At 44.4% G+C, this 17983-nt stretch carries 14 protein-coding genes; 8 read left to right on the forward strand and 6 right to left on the reverse strand.

Annotation, left to right across the window (positions count from 1 at the left end):
* Positions 1-103 precede the first annotated feature (103 nt).
* A complete protein-coding gene (locus tag EGV92_RS09625; protein ID WP_131669035.1) occupies positions 104-1543 on the reverse strand; it encodes a coniferyl aldehyde dehydrogenase in 1440 nt (479 codons plus the stop codon).
* Positions 1544-1883: 340 nt separating this feature from the next.
* On the opposite strand from EGV92_RS09625, the gene EGV92_RS09630 reads away from it, so the two are divergent.
* The 5 genes from EGV92_RS09630 to EGV92_RS09650 all read left to right on the forward strand — a co-directional run bounded on the left by EGV92_RS09630 (position 1884) and on the right by EGV92_RS09650 (position 5803).
* On the forward strand, positions 1884-2108 hold the full coding sequence (locus EGV92_RS09630; protein WP_131669036.1) for a hypothetical protein: 225 nt from the start codon (positions 1884-1886) through the stop codon (positions 2106-2108).
* A 565-nt stretch (positions 2109-2673) separates the two neighbouring features.
* On the forward strand, positions 2674-3540 hold the full coding sequence (locus EGV92_RS09635) for a lipoyl protein ligase domain-containing protein (RefSeq protein WP_131669037.1): 867 nt from the start codon (positions 2674-2676) through the stop codon (positions 3538-3540).
* A gap of 357 nt (positions 3541-3897) precedes the next feature.
* Positions 3898-4428 (forward strand): inorganic diphosphatase, encoded by a 531-nt coding sequence (locus tag EGV92_RS09640; RefSeq protein WP_131669038.1) that lies wholly within the window; start codon positions 3898-3900, stop codon positions 4426-4428.
* A gap of 369 nt (positions 4429-4797) precedes the next feature.
* Positions 4798-5226 (forward strand): hypothetical protein, encoded by a 429-nt coding sequence (locus EGV92_RS09645; RefSeq protein WP_131669039.1) that lies wholly within the window; start codon positions 4798-4800, stop codon positions 5224-5226.
* 205 nt (positions 5227-5431) lie between these two features.
* A complete protein-coding gene (locus EGV92_RS09650) occupies positions 5432-5803 on the forward strand; it encodes a DUF1622 domain-containing protein (RefSeq protein ID WP_131669040.1) in 372 nt (123 codons plus the stop codon).
* A gap of 169 nt (positions 5804-5972) precedes the next feature.
* Here EGV92_RS09650 and dusB read toward each other — a convergent pair whose 3' ends face one another.
* From dusB to EGV92_RS09665, 3 genes are all read right to left on the reverse strand, one after another.
* A complete protein-coding gene (dusB, locus tag EGV92_RS09655; RefSeq protein ID WP_131669041.1) occupies positions 5973-7016 on the reverse strand; it encodes a tRNA dihydrouridine synthase DusB in 1044 nt (347 codons plus the stop codon).
* Between the two features lie 120 nt (positions 7017-7136).
* Entirely contained in the window at positions 7137-9182 is a 2046-nt protein-coding gene (locus EGV92_RS09660; RefSeq protein WP_131669042.1) for a BCCT family transporter, read from the reverse strand.
* Positions 9183-9377: 195 nt separating this feature from the next.
* Positions 9378-9818, reverse strand: a complete 441-nt coding sequence (locus EGV92_RS09665; protein WP_131669043.1) for an HIT family protein — start codon at positions 9816-9818, stop codon at positions 9378-9380.
* Between the two features lie 1053 nt (positions 9819-10871).
* Here EGV92_RS09665 and EGV92_RS09670 point away from each other — a divergent pair.
* The 3 genes from EGV92_RS09670 (at position 10872) to EGV92_RS09680 (ending at position 15433) form a co-directional block, all read left to right on the forward strand.
* Positions 10872-11639: a hypothetical protein gene (locus EGV92_RS09670; RefSeq protein WP_131669044.1), complete on the forward strand. Its 768-nt coding sequence runs from the start codon at positions 10872-10874 to the stop codon at positions 11637-11639.
* A gap of 308 nt (positions 11640-11947) precedes the next feature.
* Complete coding sequence (ilvD, locus tag EGV92_RS09675) at positions 11948-13870, forward strand: dihydroxy-acid dehydratase (RefSeq protein ID WP_131669045.1); 1923 nt, start codon at positions 11948-11950, stop codon at positions 13868-13870.
* A 321-nt stretch (positions 13871-14191) separates the two neighbouring features.
* Complete coding sequence (locus tag EGV92_RS09680; RefSeq protein WP_131669046.1) at positions 14192-15433, forward strand: cation:proton antiporter; 1242 nt, start codon at positions 14192-14194, stop codon at positions 15431-15433.
* Positions 15434-15631: 198 nt separating this feature from the next.
* Here the strand turns inward: EGV92_RS09680 and EGV92_RS09685 are convergent, their stop codons facing one another.
* Both EGV92_RS09685 and EGV92_RS09690 read right to left on the reverse strand, forming a co-directional pair.
* A complete protein-coding gene (locus tag EGV92_RS09685) occupies positions 15632-17095 on the reverse strand; it encodes a serine hydrolase domain-containing protein (RefSeq protein WP_131669047.1) in 1464 nt (487 codons plus the stop codon).
* A 236-nt stretch (positions 17096-17331) separates the two neighbouring features.
* Positions 17332-17841: a protein tyrosine phosphatase family protein gene (locus EGV92_RS09690; RefSeq protein WP_131669048.1), complete on the reverse strand. Its 510-nt coding sequence runs from the start codon at positions 17839-17841 to the stop codon at positions 17332-17334.
* Between the last annotated feature and the right edge of the window lie 142 nt (positions 17842-17983).

Genomic DNA, 17983 nt, shown 5'->3' on the forward strand with positions numbered 1-17983 from the left:
AAGCAGCCACACATTGACTGCTTTAATAATAAGTGAACGATCGCCCAATTAGACTGGGGTTTACCAAAATTATCAGTCGTCAAGCTATACAGCCATAGCTTGACTATTTCAAAAATAGCCCAATACCTTTATTAAAAAATGTCCCATATGGCGGTAATAAGAAGCTCATGGCGTTAAGTTTAGATTGTACAAATATAGGCTTCATATGGCTAAGGCGCTCAAAACCTGCCTTGCCGTGATACGCCCCCATACCAGACGCTCCAACGCCGCCAAAAGGAATGTCATGCTGCGCCACCTGCAAAATAACCTCATTAACACATATGCCACCTGATACGGTATGCTCGCGAATGTACAAGGTGTCCTCGTAATCATCGCCAAATATATATAGGGCTAGTGGCCGCGGTCGGGCGTTGACGAAACTCACCGCATCACGAACTCTATCAAAGTGAATGAGCGGTAGAATAGGAGCGAATAGCTCTTCGCTCATAACCTCGCTATCAAGAGGAGGCTGCTCAACGATGACTGGCGGCATAAGCCGCGTACCTTCATTGGCAGGAGTGGCTGTGAGTTCATGAATATACGTGCTATCGAGCTTTGCTAGATAGCCTTGAATCCGCTTAAACTGCTCATCATTGATAATGTGTGTGTAGTCTTTATTATTCTCGATATTTGGATAATGTTTCTGCATCCAATCTTTTGCTAAAGCGATGAACTTGGCATGGTGACGCTCATGCAGTAGCACATAGTCTGGGGCTATACAGGTCTGACCGGCATTAAGGGTCTTGCCCATCATGATTCGACTGACCGCAGCTTCAAGATTAGCATTTTCTAGAACGATGACTGGCGACTTACCACCCAGCTCTAACGTCACAGGCGTCAAGTTAGGCGCTGCTGCTGCCATTATTTTTCTGCCGACACTGGTCGATCCAGTAAATAAAAGATGATCAAAAGGTAAGTGACTAAAGGCTTGCGACATCTCCATCTCACCGACCACCACCTTGATCATGTCTGGAGAAAAGTAATGGGAGATAGCCTCAGCAAAAGCATTGGCAAAAATGGGCACTGCTTCACTGATCTTGATCATGATACGATTGCCCGCCGTCAAGGCATCAATCATAGGACCGATTGCTAAGTTGAGGGGGTAGTTCCAAGGCACCATAATTCCCACAACGCCAAGCGGCTGCGGCTGGATCTCATTACGAGCGGGACGATAAATCGCAGGAATGCCAGCGCGCCGCGTCTTCATCCAAGACTTGCCATGCTTTTTGGCATGATTAATGCCCATAAAGCTGGTGAATAGCTCAGCAAACTGAGTCTCAGAGACACTGCGATGACCAAAGTCGGCGCTGATAGCTGCGGCAAAATTGTCTTTATTGTCTGCCAGCATAACCTCAAGGTTATCTAGCTGAGTGAGGCGCTGAGACCAATCTAGGATTGGCTGCTCTCGGCTTAAATTGTGCAGATACTCAAACTGAGTTTGTAGCTGCTCAGTATTGGTAATAATACTAATTGACTCAGGTAGGGCTAAGGTGGCGGTTGTCATAATCTTATCCTTGATATGATGACGATATAATTTATTGATTAATGATCCCTTCTAGACATATTCCTTAATGTCTTAGCGTCAGTAATACATTGCAGATCATGATAGAACTATTAAAAATTAACAGCTACTAAATAGCAGAGCAAATGGCATCAGTTTCAATCATTTATTCATGATTTTTAATCTTGAAAGTGTTTTATTGCGCTGGGGTGAACGGTTCGGTACTCAATTTAGCGCACTCTACCTATATAAGTAAAGCGACATTAACATACGGCGCGTCATTAATTCTAAAGCAAACTGCCCCGAGATTAGCGGAGACTCAATGATCTAAGAAAATACGGCAATGAAAAAACACAATTACACACCCGAAGTTAAAGAACGAGCCATTCGCATACTAATAGCAGCAGTAAGCAACTATCCAGAATTAGATAATGAAGAAAAGCCATTGCCAATAGCGGTATCTGGCTTTAGAGAAAGGTTTTATTTTGAAGATGGATGTCTTAAGTATGTAAGCGAATTAGCTAGCAAAGAAGCCACGCCAATTTTTAGTTACAACCTAGTAAAATGAGATCCTGATAGTCAAACACTTCTCATTAATAACAATTCAGTTAGCATGGATCAATTAGTAGAAGGCTCGGGTGAGTTCGACAATACACCCGAAAATATCAAAGGAAAATGCTGGAAAAAAAATATCATATACATCAGCTCAATAGGTGGGAAAGTTTTAGAAAAATAATATAAGACGCTTAGGAAATTTTTTAATCTTCATTCAAACCCTTATCAAGAAACCACTCTAAACCGCCTCAGTTTTTGATATAAGCATTGATCCAACAACCGAAGGGCGTTAGGCGCTAAGAGTGGTATTAATTAATCAAACACTTCCTCTAAAGCCCTTATAATTACCTGTCAGTGCATGATCCTTACACTTTTTTGGTGTTTTAAATTTGGGGTATTTCCCCACTTACTACATTAACGGACACTACTTGATGAACTTTACATCTCAGTTAAGAATGAATGGTCATAATAGATAAGAACAAGTGGCTAAGTTGATAAGAATATGCACACGCCCTAGTTGATTGCTATCGTTTGGTATAAAATAGCCCTTAATAGTTATCCTAACTTTTGACCTTTCTATGACCAATACTACCCCGCAGTACCATGCCCCTTTAGTCATCAAATATCTTAATGACGCCGATTATTCAGAGACTCATACGGCCATGAGCGCCCGAACCCTTGAGCGTATTCGCCTTGCTAAAGAAGGTATCTCGACGCCAGATGAGCTTTGGATCGTCGAGCACAACGATGTCTATACCCTTGGTCAAGCTGGCAAAGAGAGTCATATTTTAAGGCGGACAGACACCCCTATTATTAAGACCGATCGCGGTGGCCAGGTCACTTGGCACGGCCGCGGTCAGCTGGTTGTTTATTACTTATTTGATTTAAAGTCGCTTGGGTGGGGCGTTAGGGACTTGGTCTCACATGCGGAGCAAGCCATTGAAGATGTCATCAATACCTACCTACAATCCGCTGATGACAATGCGCTAAAGGCTGATAGCGCTGCCATCGTCAATGCTGAGTCGCCGCAGCATCTTTATGACCGCTCTAACTACGGCTATTACGCCAAAGCCCGTAAAGACGCTCCTGGGGTATATGTCTATGCCCGAGCAGCAGCCAACCAAGCTCTTAATCAATCTGCTCATACCTCAGTGCAGACTGATGAGCCAACTACTGAGACCGTCATCGATGCTAGTGACATCATGCTGGGCAAGATTGCCTCGCTTGGCTTTAAGATTAAGCACGGCATGAGCTATCATGGTATCGCTGTCAATTTGACTTGCGACTTATCGGCGTTTTTAGCCATCAACCCTTGTGGTTACGAAGGGATGACCATGCTGCGCTTAAGCGACTTTTTAGCGATAGACTATCAGCAAGTAACTGAAGCCTTGATAGCTAATATATCAGCGCGGCATCAAGGTCAGATAGCGTTACGAGCTACTTAGTAATCTGGGCAGTCAATTAGGTAACTGACTATCATCAAATCAGTAGCCATCTACAAGCAGTGTCTGGTAAAAGCATCATAGTGCGCCCGATTCAGTACAAAGCGCTTTTAGATTGTCTCAGCGATGAGTCTTATTTTGCATATCAGCTTGCCAGGATTGACTTAAGAGATTTAGGAAAAATATGCGCAAACTTGCTATACTCCTTCAGCGAAAATACTGATATTTCAGTTAACTTCTCCCTAATTTTTATTAGCCAGCGCCTTGAGCGTGATTAAGAGTCTTTGGCTTACTTAGTCTGAAGACTTCAGTAAAAGAGCTTGCTAATAATATTGAAACAATAAATGAATGGAGCAACATATGACAGACTTCAATAAAGTACTAGATGCAGGCGATGTCGATGGCGGCATTATCAATGTGGTCGTAGAAATCCCAACAGGCAGCAATCATAAGATTGAATGGAACCGTGAGCTTGCTGTGTTTGAGCTAGACCGTGTAGAGCCACAAATCTTCGCTAAACCTTGCAACTATGGTTTTATCCCGCAGACACTAGATGAAGACGGTGACGAATTAGACGCGCTAATCATCACAGAGCAGCCGCTAACCACAGGTATCTTCTTAAAAGCCAAGGTTATCGGTGTAATGAAGTTTGTTGATGACAATGAAGTCGATGACAAAGTGGTGGTTGTGCCTGCTGATGACCGTAACAACGGTAATGCTTACAATAGCTTAGAAGATCTTCCAGAACAGCTTATCCGTCAGCTAGAGTTCCACTTTAGCAACTATAAAGCCCTTAAAAAGCCCGGCACTACCGTCGTTCAATCTTGGGAAGATGCCGCTGTAGCAAAAGACGTTATCAAAGAAGCTATTCAGCGTTGGAAAGACAAATAATACTAGCTAATTCATACTAGTTCATAAATGCCAGTTAATAACTAGTAGTCAGTAGCTAATACCCTATTAACTGATATTGAATGAACCAAAAAATCGCAATCATCAACTATGATTGCGATTTTTTTATCTCTATGATTTTTTATCCCTATAAATAGTTTTTAAATAACCCACCTCAGTTACAAGCTTAAGAAAACAGAAAAGATACGAAAAGACAGAGCTTTACCATGATAGTTTAGGAGGTTTGCTATAATAGCCTCTTAAACTGACCTACTATAAATAGCTTTGCCTGTCTATATGGTTGGTTACTCGCTCTAACCTTAACGATAGATTCAGTGAAAGCGCTACCTGCTACCAAGAAAGGAAAGTCCAATGCCTACCTCTAAACTTCCTAGAGCTATCGCTCAAATGGTCGAAAAAAACAACCTCGTGATGGCGATTAAAACCTTGGCAGAGTCTGAGAATATCAGTATGGAGGCAGCAAAGGCGCGAATTGACGCCTATGAGATGAATCTAAAAGCTAAGCAGCAACGAAAGCTTACTAGTATTGCCAGTAAGCAGGGCATTCCGCCTGAGGCGATTAGTTTTTCTAATGACCCTGCCCCTACCACCCCTGATACTAATAAAGATAAAGATATAACTCTCAACACTTCATTCGATACTTTGCATACTGGTCTGGATAATAAATTGGACAGTCTGGGCTATACGAAGCCATTACTGCCACACTGGGCAAAGCGGATTATCATTATTTTAATAGTGATGGCCGTTATCTTTTGGGGGTTATGGCGTATCTTTAATTAGCGCTCGGCATAGACTGACTACTGGACGGCTCATGGCTACTGAGGCAGTAGTAAAACAGAAAATTGAGAAACGAGAATTTGAGGCACATAAAGTTGTAAAAGAAGTCAGACAGAGTCAGAATTTTACTAATTCCAGACTTCTGACTAAGGGTTTTTACTGATAATGGTTAATTAGTCGTCAGTTTCGACAACAAGGAAGCGCATTAATGGAATTCTTAAAGCATTATATTGATGTCATTGCCACAGTGGTCGAATTTATTGGTGTCGCCATTATGTTTTTGGGACTGCTCTTCGCGCTATTTAAAGTGATTCGTGCGCGGCATAGCTTGTCGCATGAGACTTATGTAGACGTCAGACAAGCCGTCGGTAAATCGATTTTATTAGGGCTTGAGGTGCTGATTGCTGCTGACATTATGGCCACTGTTGTCACCGATCCAACGCTGCGCTCTGTCCTCATCTTGGGCTGTATCGTGTTGATTCGGACCTTTTTAAGCCTGTCTTTACAAGTAGAGCTAGAGGGTCGCTTCCCGTGGCAAAAACAGTCCGATAAAAAGGCAAACCTAAAAGTGAATAACTAGGGCATCTAAACACTGATTTTTGATGATTTACTAAGCTGTAGACAGGATTAATAGTAGGCTATTCGTGAGCCTCTGTTGTTGAAAACTACCAACTGGTATCTCTTCAGCTACTCCTGCTCACCCGAACTCTTTACTTATAGTATCAGCCGAATGATATAGGGCGAACCAGCTATTCATGGGCGCTCAAAAATGCTTCAACCACCTGAAATTGACCGGCAGTGCTCTCCTCGCCATACATTGCCTGACGAAAGGCGTTGGAGTTAGGGATACCCGTGGTGTACCAAGCAATATGCTTGCGCGCAATTCGACAGCCTGAATACTCACCATAAAAGTCATATAAAGCTTGCAGATGTGACAGGACAATCTGCTTTATTTCACTGACAGTAGGTGCTGCAAGCGCCTCACCTGTCCGAAGATAGTGACCAATATCACGAAATAACCAAGGCTGACCTTGAGCTGCTCGGCCAATCATCACCGCATCACAGCCAGTAAGCTCATAGACCTCTTTTGCCTTTTGTGGACTATCGATATCACCATTAGCAATGACTGGAATACTTAGGCTATTTTTTACCTCTCGGATCAGCTCATAACGTGCCTGCCCCGTGTACATATCCTCACGAGTACGGCCATGAATAGCAATGGCCGCGATGCCAGCCTCTTCAGCACGTTTAGCAACGCGTAGGATGTTTTCTTCACCATTGGCAAAGCCGAGCCGCGTCTTTAGCGTCACCGGTGCATCGACAGCATTGACAGCAGCGTCTAATAATCTTGCTACTAAGTCTTCGTCTTGCAATAGAGCCGAGCCTGCCAGCTTTCGGCAAACCTTCTTTGCAGGGCAGCCCATATTAATATCGACGATTTGTGCGCCATTATCAATTTGATACTTAACCGCTTGTGCAAGCTTCTCTGGCTCTGCCCCTGCTACCTGCGCAGAGATTGGCGCTATTTCACCATCAAAGTTAGCACGGTACAGCGACTTTCTGCTGGCATATAATGCGGTATCAGCAATAATCATCTCACTAACCGCGTGACCCGCGCCAAATGATTTACACAGCTTTCGAAATGGATTATCCGTAACGCCAGCCATAGGCGCTATCATCAGCCGGTTTTCCACCTGCAAGCCGCCAATATCTAGCGGCATTAACAACGGATGCAGCTGTTCATCCGTAGCGGGGGCTGAACAATCTGCGATTGACTGAGAAGATATAGACATAAAAACGGCTTGCCACCACTGAGGAACAAGCCGTTATTGTAAGTACTCTTAAGCAGAATTCAAGGGTTATTCGTACAATTACCTTGATTCAATGGCTTAGTTTCAATTATCCCATTTCAATTACTTCGTTTCATCAAAGACACTAGTACTCTCGACTATAAGACCTTCATCGTGGCTCTGCATGCGCCAAGGTAGACTATCTGGCGAGACGTTCAAGAAGTGTAGGTACTTCTCAAACTGATCAATAATATCATTGATTACTGCATTTGGTTTGTAACCATAAAGATCATAAGTTAGGCCGCCACGGCGTAAAAACACCTCAGCTCGGTAATGATGCTTTTGTGGCAAGCTAGTAGCAGTCCCTTCATAATAATCGGGTATTTCATGCTCTGCTAGGCGCACCTCATACCAAAACTCGACATCTTCACCGCGTTGCAGCTCAAGAATAACGCGGTCATTGACATCATCATAATTTACACTTGGCTCCCAGCCTTTGTCCGCAAATTTGACAGAGACCTCTTGCATCGCAGGCATCACTACTTGCTTGATATAGGTAAGCACCTCTTCTTTATACGGCTGATGCGTCAGATAGTCGATTCGCTCGCGCCAAGCGTCAGGCTGCATCAAGTGCGGTGGCAGTCGAGTCTCCATAGCTAAGCTCTCAGTACGGTGCTCTTCAATAACCAGTGCTCGCCACATCCCAACCATAGCAATCAGCAAGATAATACCGAAGGGTAATGCGCTCACGATAGAGACTGTCTGTAGGGCCTCAAGTCCGCCAGCGAGCAAGAGCACTGAAGCCAGCACCCCTTGAATTACCACCCAAAAAGTACGCTGAAGTGGTGGTGTTGGTCTGCCTCCTGAGGCTAATGAGTCAATAACCAGTGACCCTGAGTCTGATGACGTCACAAAGAAGGTAATGATTAATAATACGGTCAATCCTGAGACAAACTGGGTAAAAGGCAGTGCTTCAAACAGCTTGAATAAGGCCACGGCTTTGTCCGCTTGCACATCAGTAATCAGCGCCTGATAGCCCTCATTCATGATTAAGTTTAGCGCGGTGTCACCAAAGACTGCGAACCAAAAAAAGGTAAAAAATGCCGGAACAAATAACACACCAACAACGAACTGGCGAATGGTACGACCACGGCTAATCTTAGCAATGAATAGACCAACAAAAGGAGACCAAGCGATGGTCCAAGCAAAGATAAATAAGGTCCAGCTGGCAATCCAGTCGCTGTGGCGATAAGCTTGTAAGCTAAAGGTTCGCTCAACAATATTAGATAAGTAGCTGCCCGTATTCTCCATAAAGGCATTTAATATAAATACCGTCGGCCCCACCACAAAGACAAAAATCATTAGAGCAGTCGCTAAGCCAATATTAAGAACAGATAACCGCTTAATCCCTTTGTCCATCCCCGCCAGTACTGACACTAGCGCCGCCATTGTAATCACGGTAATGGCAATAATCTGCGGCGTCGTACCTACCGGTACCAGATCAGGCAATAGGTAATTTAACCCCGCATTAATCTGAGCGACAGACAAGCCAAGTGTGGTCGCTACGCCAAATATAGTCGCTAAAATCGCAAAAGTATCGACGGTATGACCTATTGGTCCATATATCTTCTCACCAATGAGTGGATACAGGGTCGAGCGCATCGATAAAGGCAAGCCATGACGAAAGCCAAAGTAAGCCAGTACCAAACCTGCAAAGGTATAAATCGCCCAAGTATGAAAGCCCCAATGAAAATAGGCAATCTGCATGGCCTGCTTGGCAGCAGCAATGGTCTCAGGAGTGGCATTGGGCGGCGCGGCAAAGTGCATAACAGGTTCGGCTACACCATAAAACAGCAGGGCGATACCATAGCCTGCTGAAAATAACATCGCGAACCATTCACCAAAGCTATATTCTGGGTCTGAGTGGTCGGGGCCAAGCTTAATATTACCGTAGGAGGACATCGCCAATACCACGATGAATATTAAGAACAGCGCCACCGCTAGCATATAGAACCACCCAAATGTGGAGGTGGTATAGGTTAAGGCTTGACCAAATACCTCGCCAGCCAGCTGCGGATTAACAATTGTTCCGACCACCAATAAGGCAATCACAATAACTGCGGGCACGAATACAGGCACCAATATGGTCGATTTGGGGGATTTAAACATAGAGCTACTTTCCTTTAGAGCCTTGCTATTAAGCTTATGCAGTAGTATCAATCGCACTTTGATTAAAGTACGGGTGGTCAAGCCGCCAAACGATAAGCAGCGGCTTAACTTAAATGTTAAAAATAATTAAAATGATGTCTTTTAGGTCTCAAAGGATAATGTTGCTCGCTTGAGAATTAAGATGAGTAAATGGACTTAGCGAGCCGTATCGATGGCCTCTTTAAATTGTGCCGCAAGGGTTGCCAGTTCTTCTTGGTCAGCTTGCGAGCTACCATGACGACCCAGCTCATGAATGCTAGAGGGAATAAGATGGACATGATAATGAAAGACAGTCTGACCGGCCTCAGATCCGTTCAGCTGCATCTGGACAATGCCCTCACGGCTTAGCACTTGCCGCTGAGCTTGCATGACCTTTTGTGCGGTCATCAGTACAGCACTAGCGTATTCAGGCTCTAACTGACTTAAGTCTACTGCCTGCTGCTTCGGCACGATCAACACATGGCCTTTAGCCTGAGGCATGATATCCATAAAAGCTACGGTCATATCGTCTTCATAGACTTTGTGACAAGGGATGTCCCCTTGGATTATCTTGGCAAAGATATTGCTATCATCATAAGATTGACTGGTCTGACTCATAATTAGCTCCTTTAATATAGTATTGGCATATGGTAGTTGACGATTTGGTAGTTGACGAGTAAGTGGTCGTAATATAAGGCGAATCCGTATCAATACCCTAGTGGCAAAACTATTATCAGGTCTTGATAATCAAGCACTAGAGTACTAACAAAGCGCTGATGAAGTGTGAATAATCAGCCGCCCGATACTGTTTATTTTGTCAATTGTACCAATCGCCTATACTTCTATAGCATAATTCTTATATAACTACTACAGTAAGACTGAAGAAACTATCGCAGTCGCTAAACCATCTCCTATAAGGGCGCAGCGTCCAGCCTACTCTCTCCTAAAGAATCTTTACCAGATTAGCGAAAATATAAGACCCTCAATAGGATAGACTATGTGTAGTGTCGCAGATTTGGCAAGTTAAGTTGACTAATTGACGCGAACTCTAGCATATATAACGGCTCAACCCAATACTACAGTTGAGAATATGACCATAAAGCTTAACTTTAGTCCTCAGTTAAATAGCCTAAAACTATGGCACAATGACCAGTTCTTCTATAAGACTCAATTAGCAAAGCTAATGTTAGCCACTTACTATCGGTTTTGATTTAGACTGACTATAGGGTTAAAGCTGATAAATAGGCAGACATAGATAACTGGCACAGCAGCTCATGACAGTGCTATAATTATCCCCTTATTAACACCATGATGCGGTATAAGCGAAGGGTTACTCTAAAAGCTAAGCGCTAAAGTTTTGTACCAAGGTAATACAGTATTTGCCAACATTAATTTATCTATAATTACGCTTGTAATAATTGGAGAATCTATACAGTTACTGTCTAAAAATAGCCTATAATATATATTTAGCCTTTATCTTTAGCACATAAGCTTATTAGCAAAGCTATCACTGTCTCCTAAGCATATTCATAGTAATTTGATTGACTATAATTCTGATAATACATGCCAGAGTATCTAGAGCTACCAGTGTAGGTCTGACAATCTAGCTTCATAACCTATCTATAATTTGACCGCAATGACTATTTCGCCATCGATGCACGTACCTCGACCATGACTATTTCTGATACAGTAGCCAATACTCTGCCCGACAATACCTTACTTCTTAATGAGTTAATCATCGATAGTACGGTTAACTGGCAAGTTCACAACTGCAAGATTAATGAGCAGATAGTGACTCAAGAAGCGCCGCTACCATTTTTGTATCACTACGACACCCTTAGCGATGAGCTAAAAGCGGCGCATCCGTTAACGCCGTCACTACTACTGCGTTTCAATGAACCTATGTCAGCGGCCGCAGCAGCCGAGCTTCTCCACCTACCTACAGACAGTATCCCTGCCCCGTGGCAAGTGAAAGTCATAGGAACTTTAGTGATGTTTTGTGAGTCACTACAGGTCGCTGTAAGGCTGCGCTTTACCAATTCAGCAAAAGATCTCGATCCCATTTATACCGCCGATAAATCGCAGGCGCTTACTTTAGCGATGCACAATTGGCACTTCTTTGGTGATGTGTTTGTATTGAATAAAAGCACTGTACCTATTGGCATTGCCCCAGCTGATACTTTAAGTGATACCGTTTCAAGTAGCACCGTTTCAAGTGAGATTGCTTTAGGTGATGCTCAGCTGAACACGGTACAAAACTCCAATCAGGGAGACATTGCTGACACTGAGGCAAGACTCGCTCCTATCTTGTTGCTTGAGCGAGATCAGAGCTATCAGTTTATAGCGCCGTTATATTCAGTCGCGCTACTTAGTGAGCTTGATGCTCACAAGTCTGCCTTACCTCAACTTGATACCGCTGTTCAAGCGCGATTAAGCTAATCTTCTCTATTACGGGTACGTCATTCAACGGCTACACAGATCAGCTAGTATCTCAGTATAAGTAGTCTGTGAAGCTTGCTTATTAAGAGTGCTTTTTTAATGCCTCTGTTAACTTATAAATACCCTCTATAACTTTTAATTATAGGATGCCTATTTATTCAGACTTATAGCTTATTAGATACTTCAGCTACAATAGCGACTTGAGCTTATTCAAATAAACACCAAGGCAGTTTACTCATAAGCTAATTGTTTGTATTTATTAGCGTTCGCTAGTATTACTTTAGTGTTGACCATTCAAAGGATATATCATGCAATACCGCTCTAAAACTTCTACAGCCGGCCGCAACATGGCAGGGGCGCGCGCACTTTGGCGTGCTACTGGCATGACCGACGATGACTTTAACAAGCCAATCGTAGCGGTAGCCAACTCGTTCACCCAGTTTGTGCCCGGTCATGTGCATCTTAAAGACATGGGACAGCTGGTCGCCCGAGAAATTGAAGCGGCTGGCGGCGTCGCCAAAGAATTTAATACTATTGCCGTCGATGACGGTATCGCTATGGGCCACAGTGGTATGCTGTACTCATTGCCAAGCCGCGATCTTATCGCCGACTCGGTAGAATATATGGTCAATGCGCACTGCGCTGATGCTCTAGTCTGTATCTCTAACTGCGATAAGATCACCCCAGGTATGTTAATGGCAGCTCTACGCCTTAATATCCCAGTTATTTTTGTTTCTGGTGGCCCTATGGAGGCTGGCAAGGTATTGGCCTCAGATTTAGCACCGAGTCATAATACTGATGGTAGCAACGACGCCCCAGATGCCGATATTGTCACTGGTGCCAAAGGCAATGCCGTTCGTAAGCTTGACTTAGTCGATGCTATGATTGATGCGGCTGATGACCGTATTAGCGACAACGATGTCGCACATATTGAGAGATCAGCCTGTCCTACTTGTGGCTCATGCTCAGGGATGTTTACCGCCAACTCGATGAACTGTCTGACCGAAGCTTTAGGGTTATCACTACCAGGAAACGGCTCTTTACTGGCGACTCACGCCAAACGCCGAGAGCTATTCTTAGAGGCAGGTCGAACGATTGTTAAGCTTGCCAAGCGTCGCTATGAGCAAAATGATGACAGCGTCCTACCGCGCTCAATCGCAACCAAAGCTGCATTTGAAAATGCTATGAGCTTAGATATCGCCATGGGCGGCTCAACCAATACTATCTTGCATCTATTGGCCGCTGCTAATGAAGCGCAAGTTGACTTTAAAATGGCGGATATCGACCAGCTCAGCCGCCGTGTCCCTTGCCTATCTAAGGTCGCCCCGGCCACGCAAAAATACCATATGGAAGATGTCCACCGCGCAGGTGGCGTTATGGCGATATTGGCTGAGCTAAACCGAGCAGGCTTATTAAAAACCGACCTACCCACCGTCCATAGCGAGTCCATGCAAGCAGCATTAGAAAAATGGGACATAATGAACCCTGATAATATCGAGGCTCGTGAGTTATACATTGCAGCGCCTGGTGGCATTCGCACCACTCAAGCTTTTTCACAAGATAATGTCTGGTCTAACTTAGATGTCAACCGGGAGTCTGGCTGTATCAGAAGCAAAAAACATGCCTACTCGTCTGATGGTGGTCTTGCCGTACTATTCGGTAATATCGCTGAACGTGGCTGCGTAGTCAAGACAGCTGGGGTCGATGACAGTATCCTCGTCTTTACTGGTCGTGCTAGAGTTTTTGAGTCTCAAGATGAAGCGGTGGCAGCAATATTGGACGATCAAATTGTCGCAGGTGACATCGTCATTATCCGCTACGAAGGGCCTAAGGGTGGTCCAGGTATGCAAGAGATGCTCTACCCAACTTCATATTTGAAGTCTAAAGGCTTGGGCAAAGAGTGTGCCCTATTGACTGACGGTCGCTTCTCTGGGGGCACTTCTGGCCTATCGATAGGTCATGCCAGTCCAGAAGCTGCTGAAGGCGGGGCGATTGGTCTGGTCTGTGAAGGCGATACTATCCATATTGATATCCCTAATCGCAGTATCAATTTAGAGGTCAGTGACGAGGAGCTCGCCCGTCGCCATACCGAAATGCTAGCTCGTGGCTCAAAAGCATGGAAACCAGTCAATCGTCAGCGTCATGTCTCACAAGCATTACGCGCTTATGCGGCCATGACCACCAGCGCTGATACGGGTGCAGTTCGAGATGTCAGCCAAGTTGAGCGCTAGTAGCTCATGTGAATGATTAATGGGAATAGCTCAGCCACTTAGTGCTTAGCTATCACTTAATTTAACAAAGTCAGCCTTGTGCTGGCTTTTTTGTAAATTAAGATAATGATTTATATAGATAGTTTATTGTTAACATTTCACTATATCAAATTTTTCTAACTTTTTGTAGACTACAGAGTATATTATCAATCCCGCAATTGTCCTCAGTACATTATAAATCATCCTCGGTAGAGCGTTGTGACTATCAACACAGGTAGGCTCAATGCATAGTATTACGCGATTCCCATAACATTCATACTGTAAGGTGGCAGCTAACGACCTATGATTGACAACTATAATTTATTTTTATTGGTTTGCGGTGTTGCGTTCTTATTCGGCACTTTTTTCCCGTTGGTGTTTAAGCGCACTCCCATATCCTTACCTATGCTACAAGTTGGCTTCGGTATTGCTATGGGCTATTGGTGGTTATCATTGCCTTTTTTGGACCCAATCGAAAACGGCATAATCATCGAAAAGCTTACTGAGTTTGTGGTTCTGGTCTCTTTAGTTGGTGCTGGTATAAAGCTCGATACACCGCTCAACTGGAAGCTCTGGCGGCCTACGGTACGGCTGCTACTTATCACTATGCCGATTGGTATATTTTTGATGGGTACGCTCGGCTACTACGCATTTGGCCTCAGTTTAGGTGCTGCTATCTTACTAGGGGCAGTATTAGCACCAACCGATCCCGTGTTGGCTTCGAGTATCCAAGTGGGGCCGCCCAATACTGGTAACGAGGACAATACTCGCTTTTCTTTAACCTCAGAGGCTGGTCTCAATGACGGCTTGGCATTTCCCTTTGTCTACTTGGCAATCAAGATAGCTGAAGCTGCCAGCCATGGTGAAGGGATTACCTCATCCTTACTGCTCGAATGGTTTACAGTTGACGTGCTTTGGAAGATTATCGCTGGTTTACTAGCAGGTATCTTTGTCGGAAAAATCGTCGCTAAGATAGTGTTCTCGGATAAAGCAAGGGATACGACATTATCTCAAGGTTATACTGTCATAGCGTTGACCTTATTATCGTACGGTTTGGCTGAAATCATTCACAGCTATGGCTTTATCGCCGTATTTATCGCTGCCGTTACCTTTCGCCGCTCTGAGCATAATCATGATTATCATCATAAGTTACATGACTTTGCTGAGCAGTCTGAAGGACTATTTATGTCCTTAGTACTGGTAAGTTTTGGAATTTTGGTGGGTCAGGCCTTAATGTCGGGGATGGAGCTGACATGGCGCGTATATATAGTTAGCTTTATCTTTTTATTCTTAATCCGCCCCCTCGGTGGTATGGTGGCGATGACTGGATTGGATCTGCATCGTAACGAAAAATACGTCATCTCAGCGCTTGGTATTCGCGGCATAGGGACATTATATTATCTGTCTTACGCGTTAAATCAAGGCTACTTTGATGAAGGAGATGCGCTGAAGCTTTGGATTGTATGCATTATCGTAATTCTAACTTCAATCATCATCCATGGTATGAGTGCGCCCAGATTGCTCAAATTAACCCCTGAAAAATAATTTCGCACTGACTATTTTAAGTTAGGCATGGACTATATATTACAGTCACTCCAGTTTAGACTTGTCACAAAGTCGCTAGAATAAATTTAAGCTCGCCTCAGTCAGCCTATGACTTCTAGCCAGTAAGTTTATTCCAGCGACGCTTTTACGTATCAGTTTTAGATAGAATTAACGATACGCTGACGGTATCATGCCCGTTTAAAGTGCAAGTACGGTCTCACTAATAATAAACTGGCGAATATCCGTAAACATCGTGGTATCAAAGTTGTGCACATAGGCCACTGCAAGATTGCGCGAAGGGTCACACCATGCCACTGACCCATTGTAGCCCATATGCCCAAATACATTGGCAGCTTTATGACATGCGCTAGGAATTCGGTGGTAGCCAAGCCGCCAGTTCATACTCGCTAGCTTGTTAGCCGCCGCGCCGTTATTTTTACTTTGTGCAGACGCTAGAGCAGGTATAACAGCATCCATCCCCGTGACATGGATTTTAGACAATTCAGCAAAAGTCGCTGCATCAATCAGTGTTCTACCTTGCCATTTGCCGCCATTTGCCAGCATGGCATAAATAGTGGCTAGCGCTTTTGCCGAAGCCACACCATTGGCTGCAGGGATACAAGCTTGCAGTGTCTCCACACTGTGATAGTCGATTGGGTCCTTACCGGGTGAGCTTAGGGCTGACTTATAAGCGTTTAACTCCATAAGCCGCGTATCAAAATATAAGCGATTAATCTTGTCAGAGTTCAGCTTATCCTTATACTTTATCCCTAAGGTATCTGCCCTCTGTAGCCAGCAGTCATAAATCGCTAACTGCTGATAGAAGGCTTGGTTATTTTGACTGGTATCTTGATTGGTATTCTGACCAGAGCCAGCTTCAGAATACTTATCCTCACTGACGCCTTTATCCTTTGCTTCGGTTTGGTTATTACTTTGCCCTTCAAAGTCTTTGGCCAAGCGCGCTACTTGACTCAGCTGCGCCTCTGGCACTCCGAAGTAACAGGCGTTCTCAATTCCCAGTGGTTCGGTCAAGTACTGGCGTAAAACCTGCGCTAGACTAACCTTGGTCACTGTCTCTATCAAGCCGCCTATAATCCAGCCGTAGACTAGCGCGCTATAGACGCTTTGATAACTTGTTGGCTTGCCCGACGCTTGATCACTACCCTGCTCTTGAGCCGGTTGCTGGATCTGATTGTATTGACGTCTAGCGGCAGAGCTAAGCGGTACTGGCGGGGCAATAGGCATTGCTGCTACTTGAGCCAACATCGCTTGCCAGTCGAGCATAGATAAGCCTTGGGCAGTGAGAGATCTACAATCGTATAGTCCAGCTTGATGACTCATAACGGCGCGTAGGGTAACCTCTTGCTTACCATTGGCAGCAAACTCTGGCCAATAATGAGCAATGGGCTTGTCATATTCTAAGAGCCCTGCAGACACTAGTACATGCACTAACGTCGCTAGCACACCTTTGCCCGTGGAGAAGTTAAGCGACAAAGTATCTGCAGTCCATGGCGTAGCAGATTGCGCCAATCCCGTACTCAACTCAGCAACACACTCACCCTCTTTAAAGACGACTACAGCGCCGCCAGCTGGTGCACCTTCTAGCTGCATGTGATTGAGCAATGATTGTAAAGATTCACTAAGATTATTAGAGTTATTCATTATCGGCTTCTTAATTTATGGGATAAATGACCAGTGGACATAGATAGCGTTGGCTAGTGTTAGGGTAGGACCAACATGACCAAAAAATATTTTGCAGACTGTATTTTGTAGACCGTGTTTTGTAGACATTAGTTACTTTGGTCATCCAATGAGCTAGAGCAATCCTAGCAGCTGCACCATCAGATCGGCAGTCGATACTATTTTTAGCTAACTAAGCTATAGCTACTATTGACTACCTAGCGCGGAACCAATAGGCGATTGTGCACCTCTTCTTCTAGCGTCGTAAGACCATGCGCGCGACCTCGCTCTAGTGCGGTCTCCATTTTACGACCTCGCAGCCACCCAGCTCGCAGCGCCACTGCCGCACCGACTCGATTTCCTGACTGGCAGTGCATGGCTATCTTTTTGCCATGATGCTCGCGTAGGATGCGATCAAAAGCAAGAAGGTTGACTTGTTTTAAATCGTCAGCACCGCTGATGGGTAAGTGGCTATAGGTCATCCCAAAGCGTTCAGCCGCTGCCGCTTCATCGAAATCTAACTCGTCATCAGGTTGCAGATTAATAATATGCTGCACCCCAGCTTCGGCTAGTGCTTTAACTTTTTCTTCATCAAGAGCGCCGCAGACGATAGTATTGTCATTAGGCTGCAACAACGTATCAAAATTCGCACTTAACCCCTCTGTACTCTCTTGTTGGCTAGTCTCAGTCGACACTTGATCCACTAGCTGTTGTTCAAGGTTACTCATAGTCTCTCTTCTTAAGCTCTCTATACTTAATCTATTTACTAACGATATCTACTGTAATTGTACCGATTTTTATCATAAAAAAGGTTAGCGAAGCTCTGTTTTCGCTAACCCTTGCCTTGATAAGTCATTATCTTCTAATACA

The sequence above is a fragment of the Psychrobacter pygoscelis genome (assembly GCF_004335015.1).
GTDB classification, from domain to species: Bacteria; Pseudomonadota; Gammaproteobacteria; order Pseudomonadales; family Moraxellaceae; genus Psychrobacter; species Psychrobacter pygoscelis.

Bases quoted from the DNA above. Each gene is read 5' to 3' on its own strand.
- EGV92_RS09625 (WP_131669035.1), bottom strand. From the start codon at position 1,543: ATGACAACCGCCACCTTAGCCCTACCTGAGTCAATTAGTATTATTACC.
- EGV92_RS09630 (WP_131669036.1), top strand. From the start codon at position 1,884: ATGAAAAAACACAATTACACACCCGAAGTTAAAGAACGAGCCATTCGC.
- EGV92_RS09635 (WP_131669037.1), top strand. From the start codon at position 2,674: ATGACCAATACTACCCCGCAGTACCATGCCCCTTTAGTCATCAAATAT.
- EGV92_RS09640 (WP_131669038.1), top strand. From the start codon at position 3,898: ATGACAGACTTCAATAAAGTACTAGATGCAGGCGATGTCGATGGCGGC.
- EGV92_RS09645 (WP_131669039.1), top strand. From the start codon at position 4,798: ATGCCTACCTCTAAACTTCCTAGAGCTATCGCTCAAATGGTCGAAAAA.
- EGV92_RS09650 (WP_131669040.1), top strand. From the start codon at position 5,432: ATGGAATTCTTAAAGCATTATATTGATGTCATTGCCACAGTGGTCGAA.
- dusB (WP_131669041.1), bottom strand. From the start codon at position 7,016: ATGTCTATATCTTCTCAGTCAATCGCAGATTGTTCAGCCCCCGCTACG.
- EGV92_RS09660 (WP_131669042.1), bottom strand. From the start codon at position 9,182: ATGTTTAAATCCCCCAAATCGACCATATTGGTGCCTGTATTCGTGCCC.
- EGV92_RS09665 (WP_131669043.1), bottom strand. From the start codon at position 9,818: ATGAGTCAGACCAGTCAATCTTATGATGATAGCAATATCTTTGCCAAG.
- EGV92_RS09670 (WP_131669044.1), top strand. From the start codon at position 10,872: ATGACTATTTCTGATACAGTAGCCAATACTCTGCCCGACAATACCTTA.
- ilvD (WP_131669045.1), top strand. From the start codon at position 11,948: ATGCAATACCGCTCTAAAACTTCTACAGCCGGCCGCAACATGGCAGGG.
- EGV92_RS09680 (WP_131669046.1), top strand. From the start codon at position 14,192: ATGATTGACAACTATAATTTATTTTTATTGGTTTGCGGTGTTGCGTTC.
- EGV92_RS09685 (WP_131669047.1), bottom strand. From the start codon at position 17,095: ATGAATAACTCTAATAATCTTAGTGAATCTTTACAATCATTGCTCAAT.
- EGV92_RS09690 (WP_131669048.1), bottom strand. From the start codon at position 17,841: ATGAGTAACCTTGAACAACAGCTAGTGGATCAAGTGTCGACTGAGACT.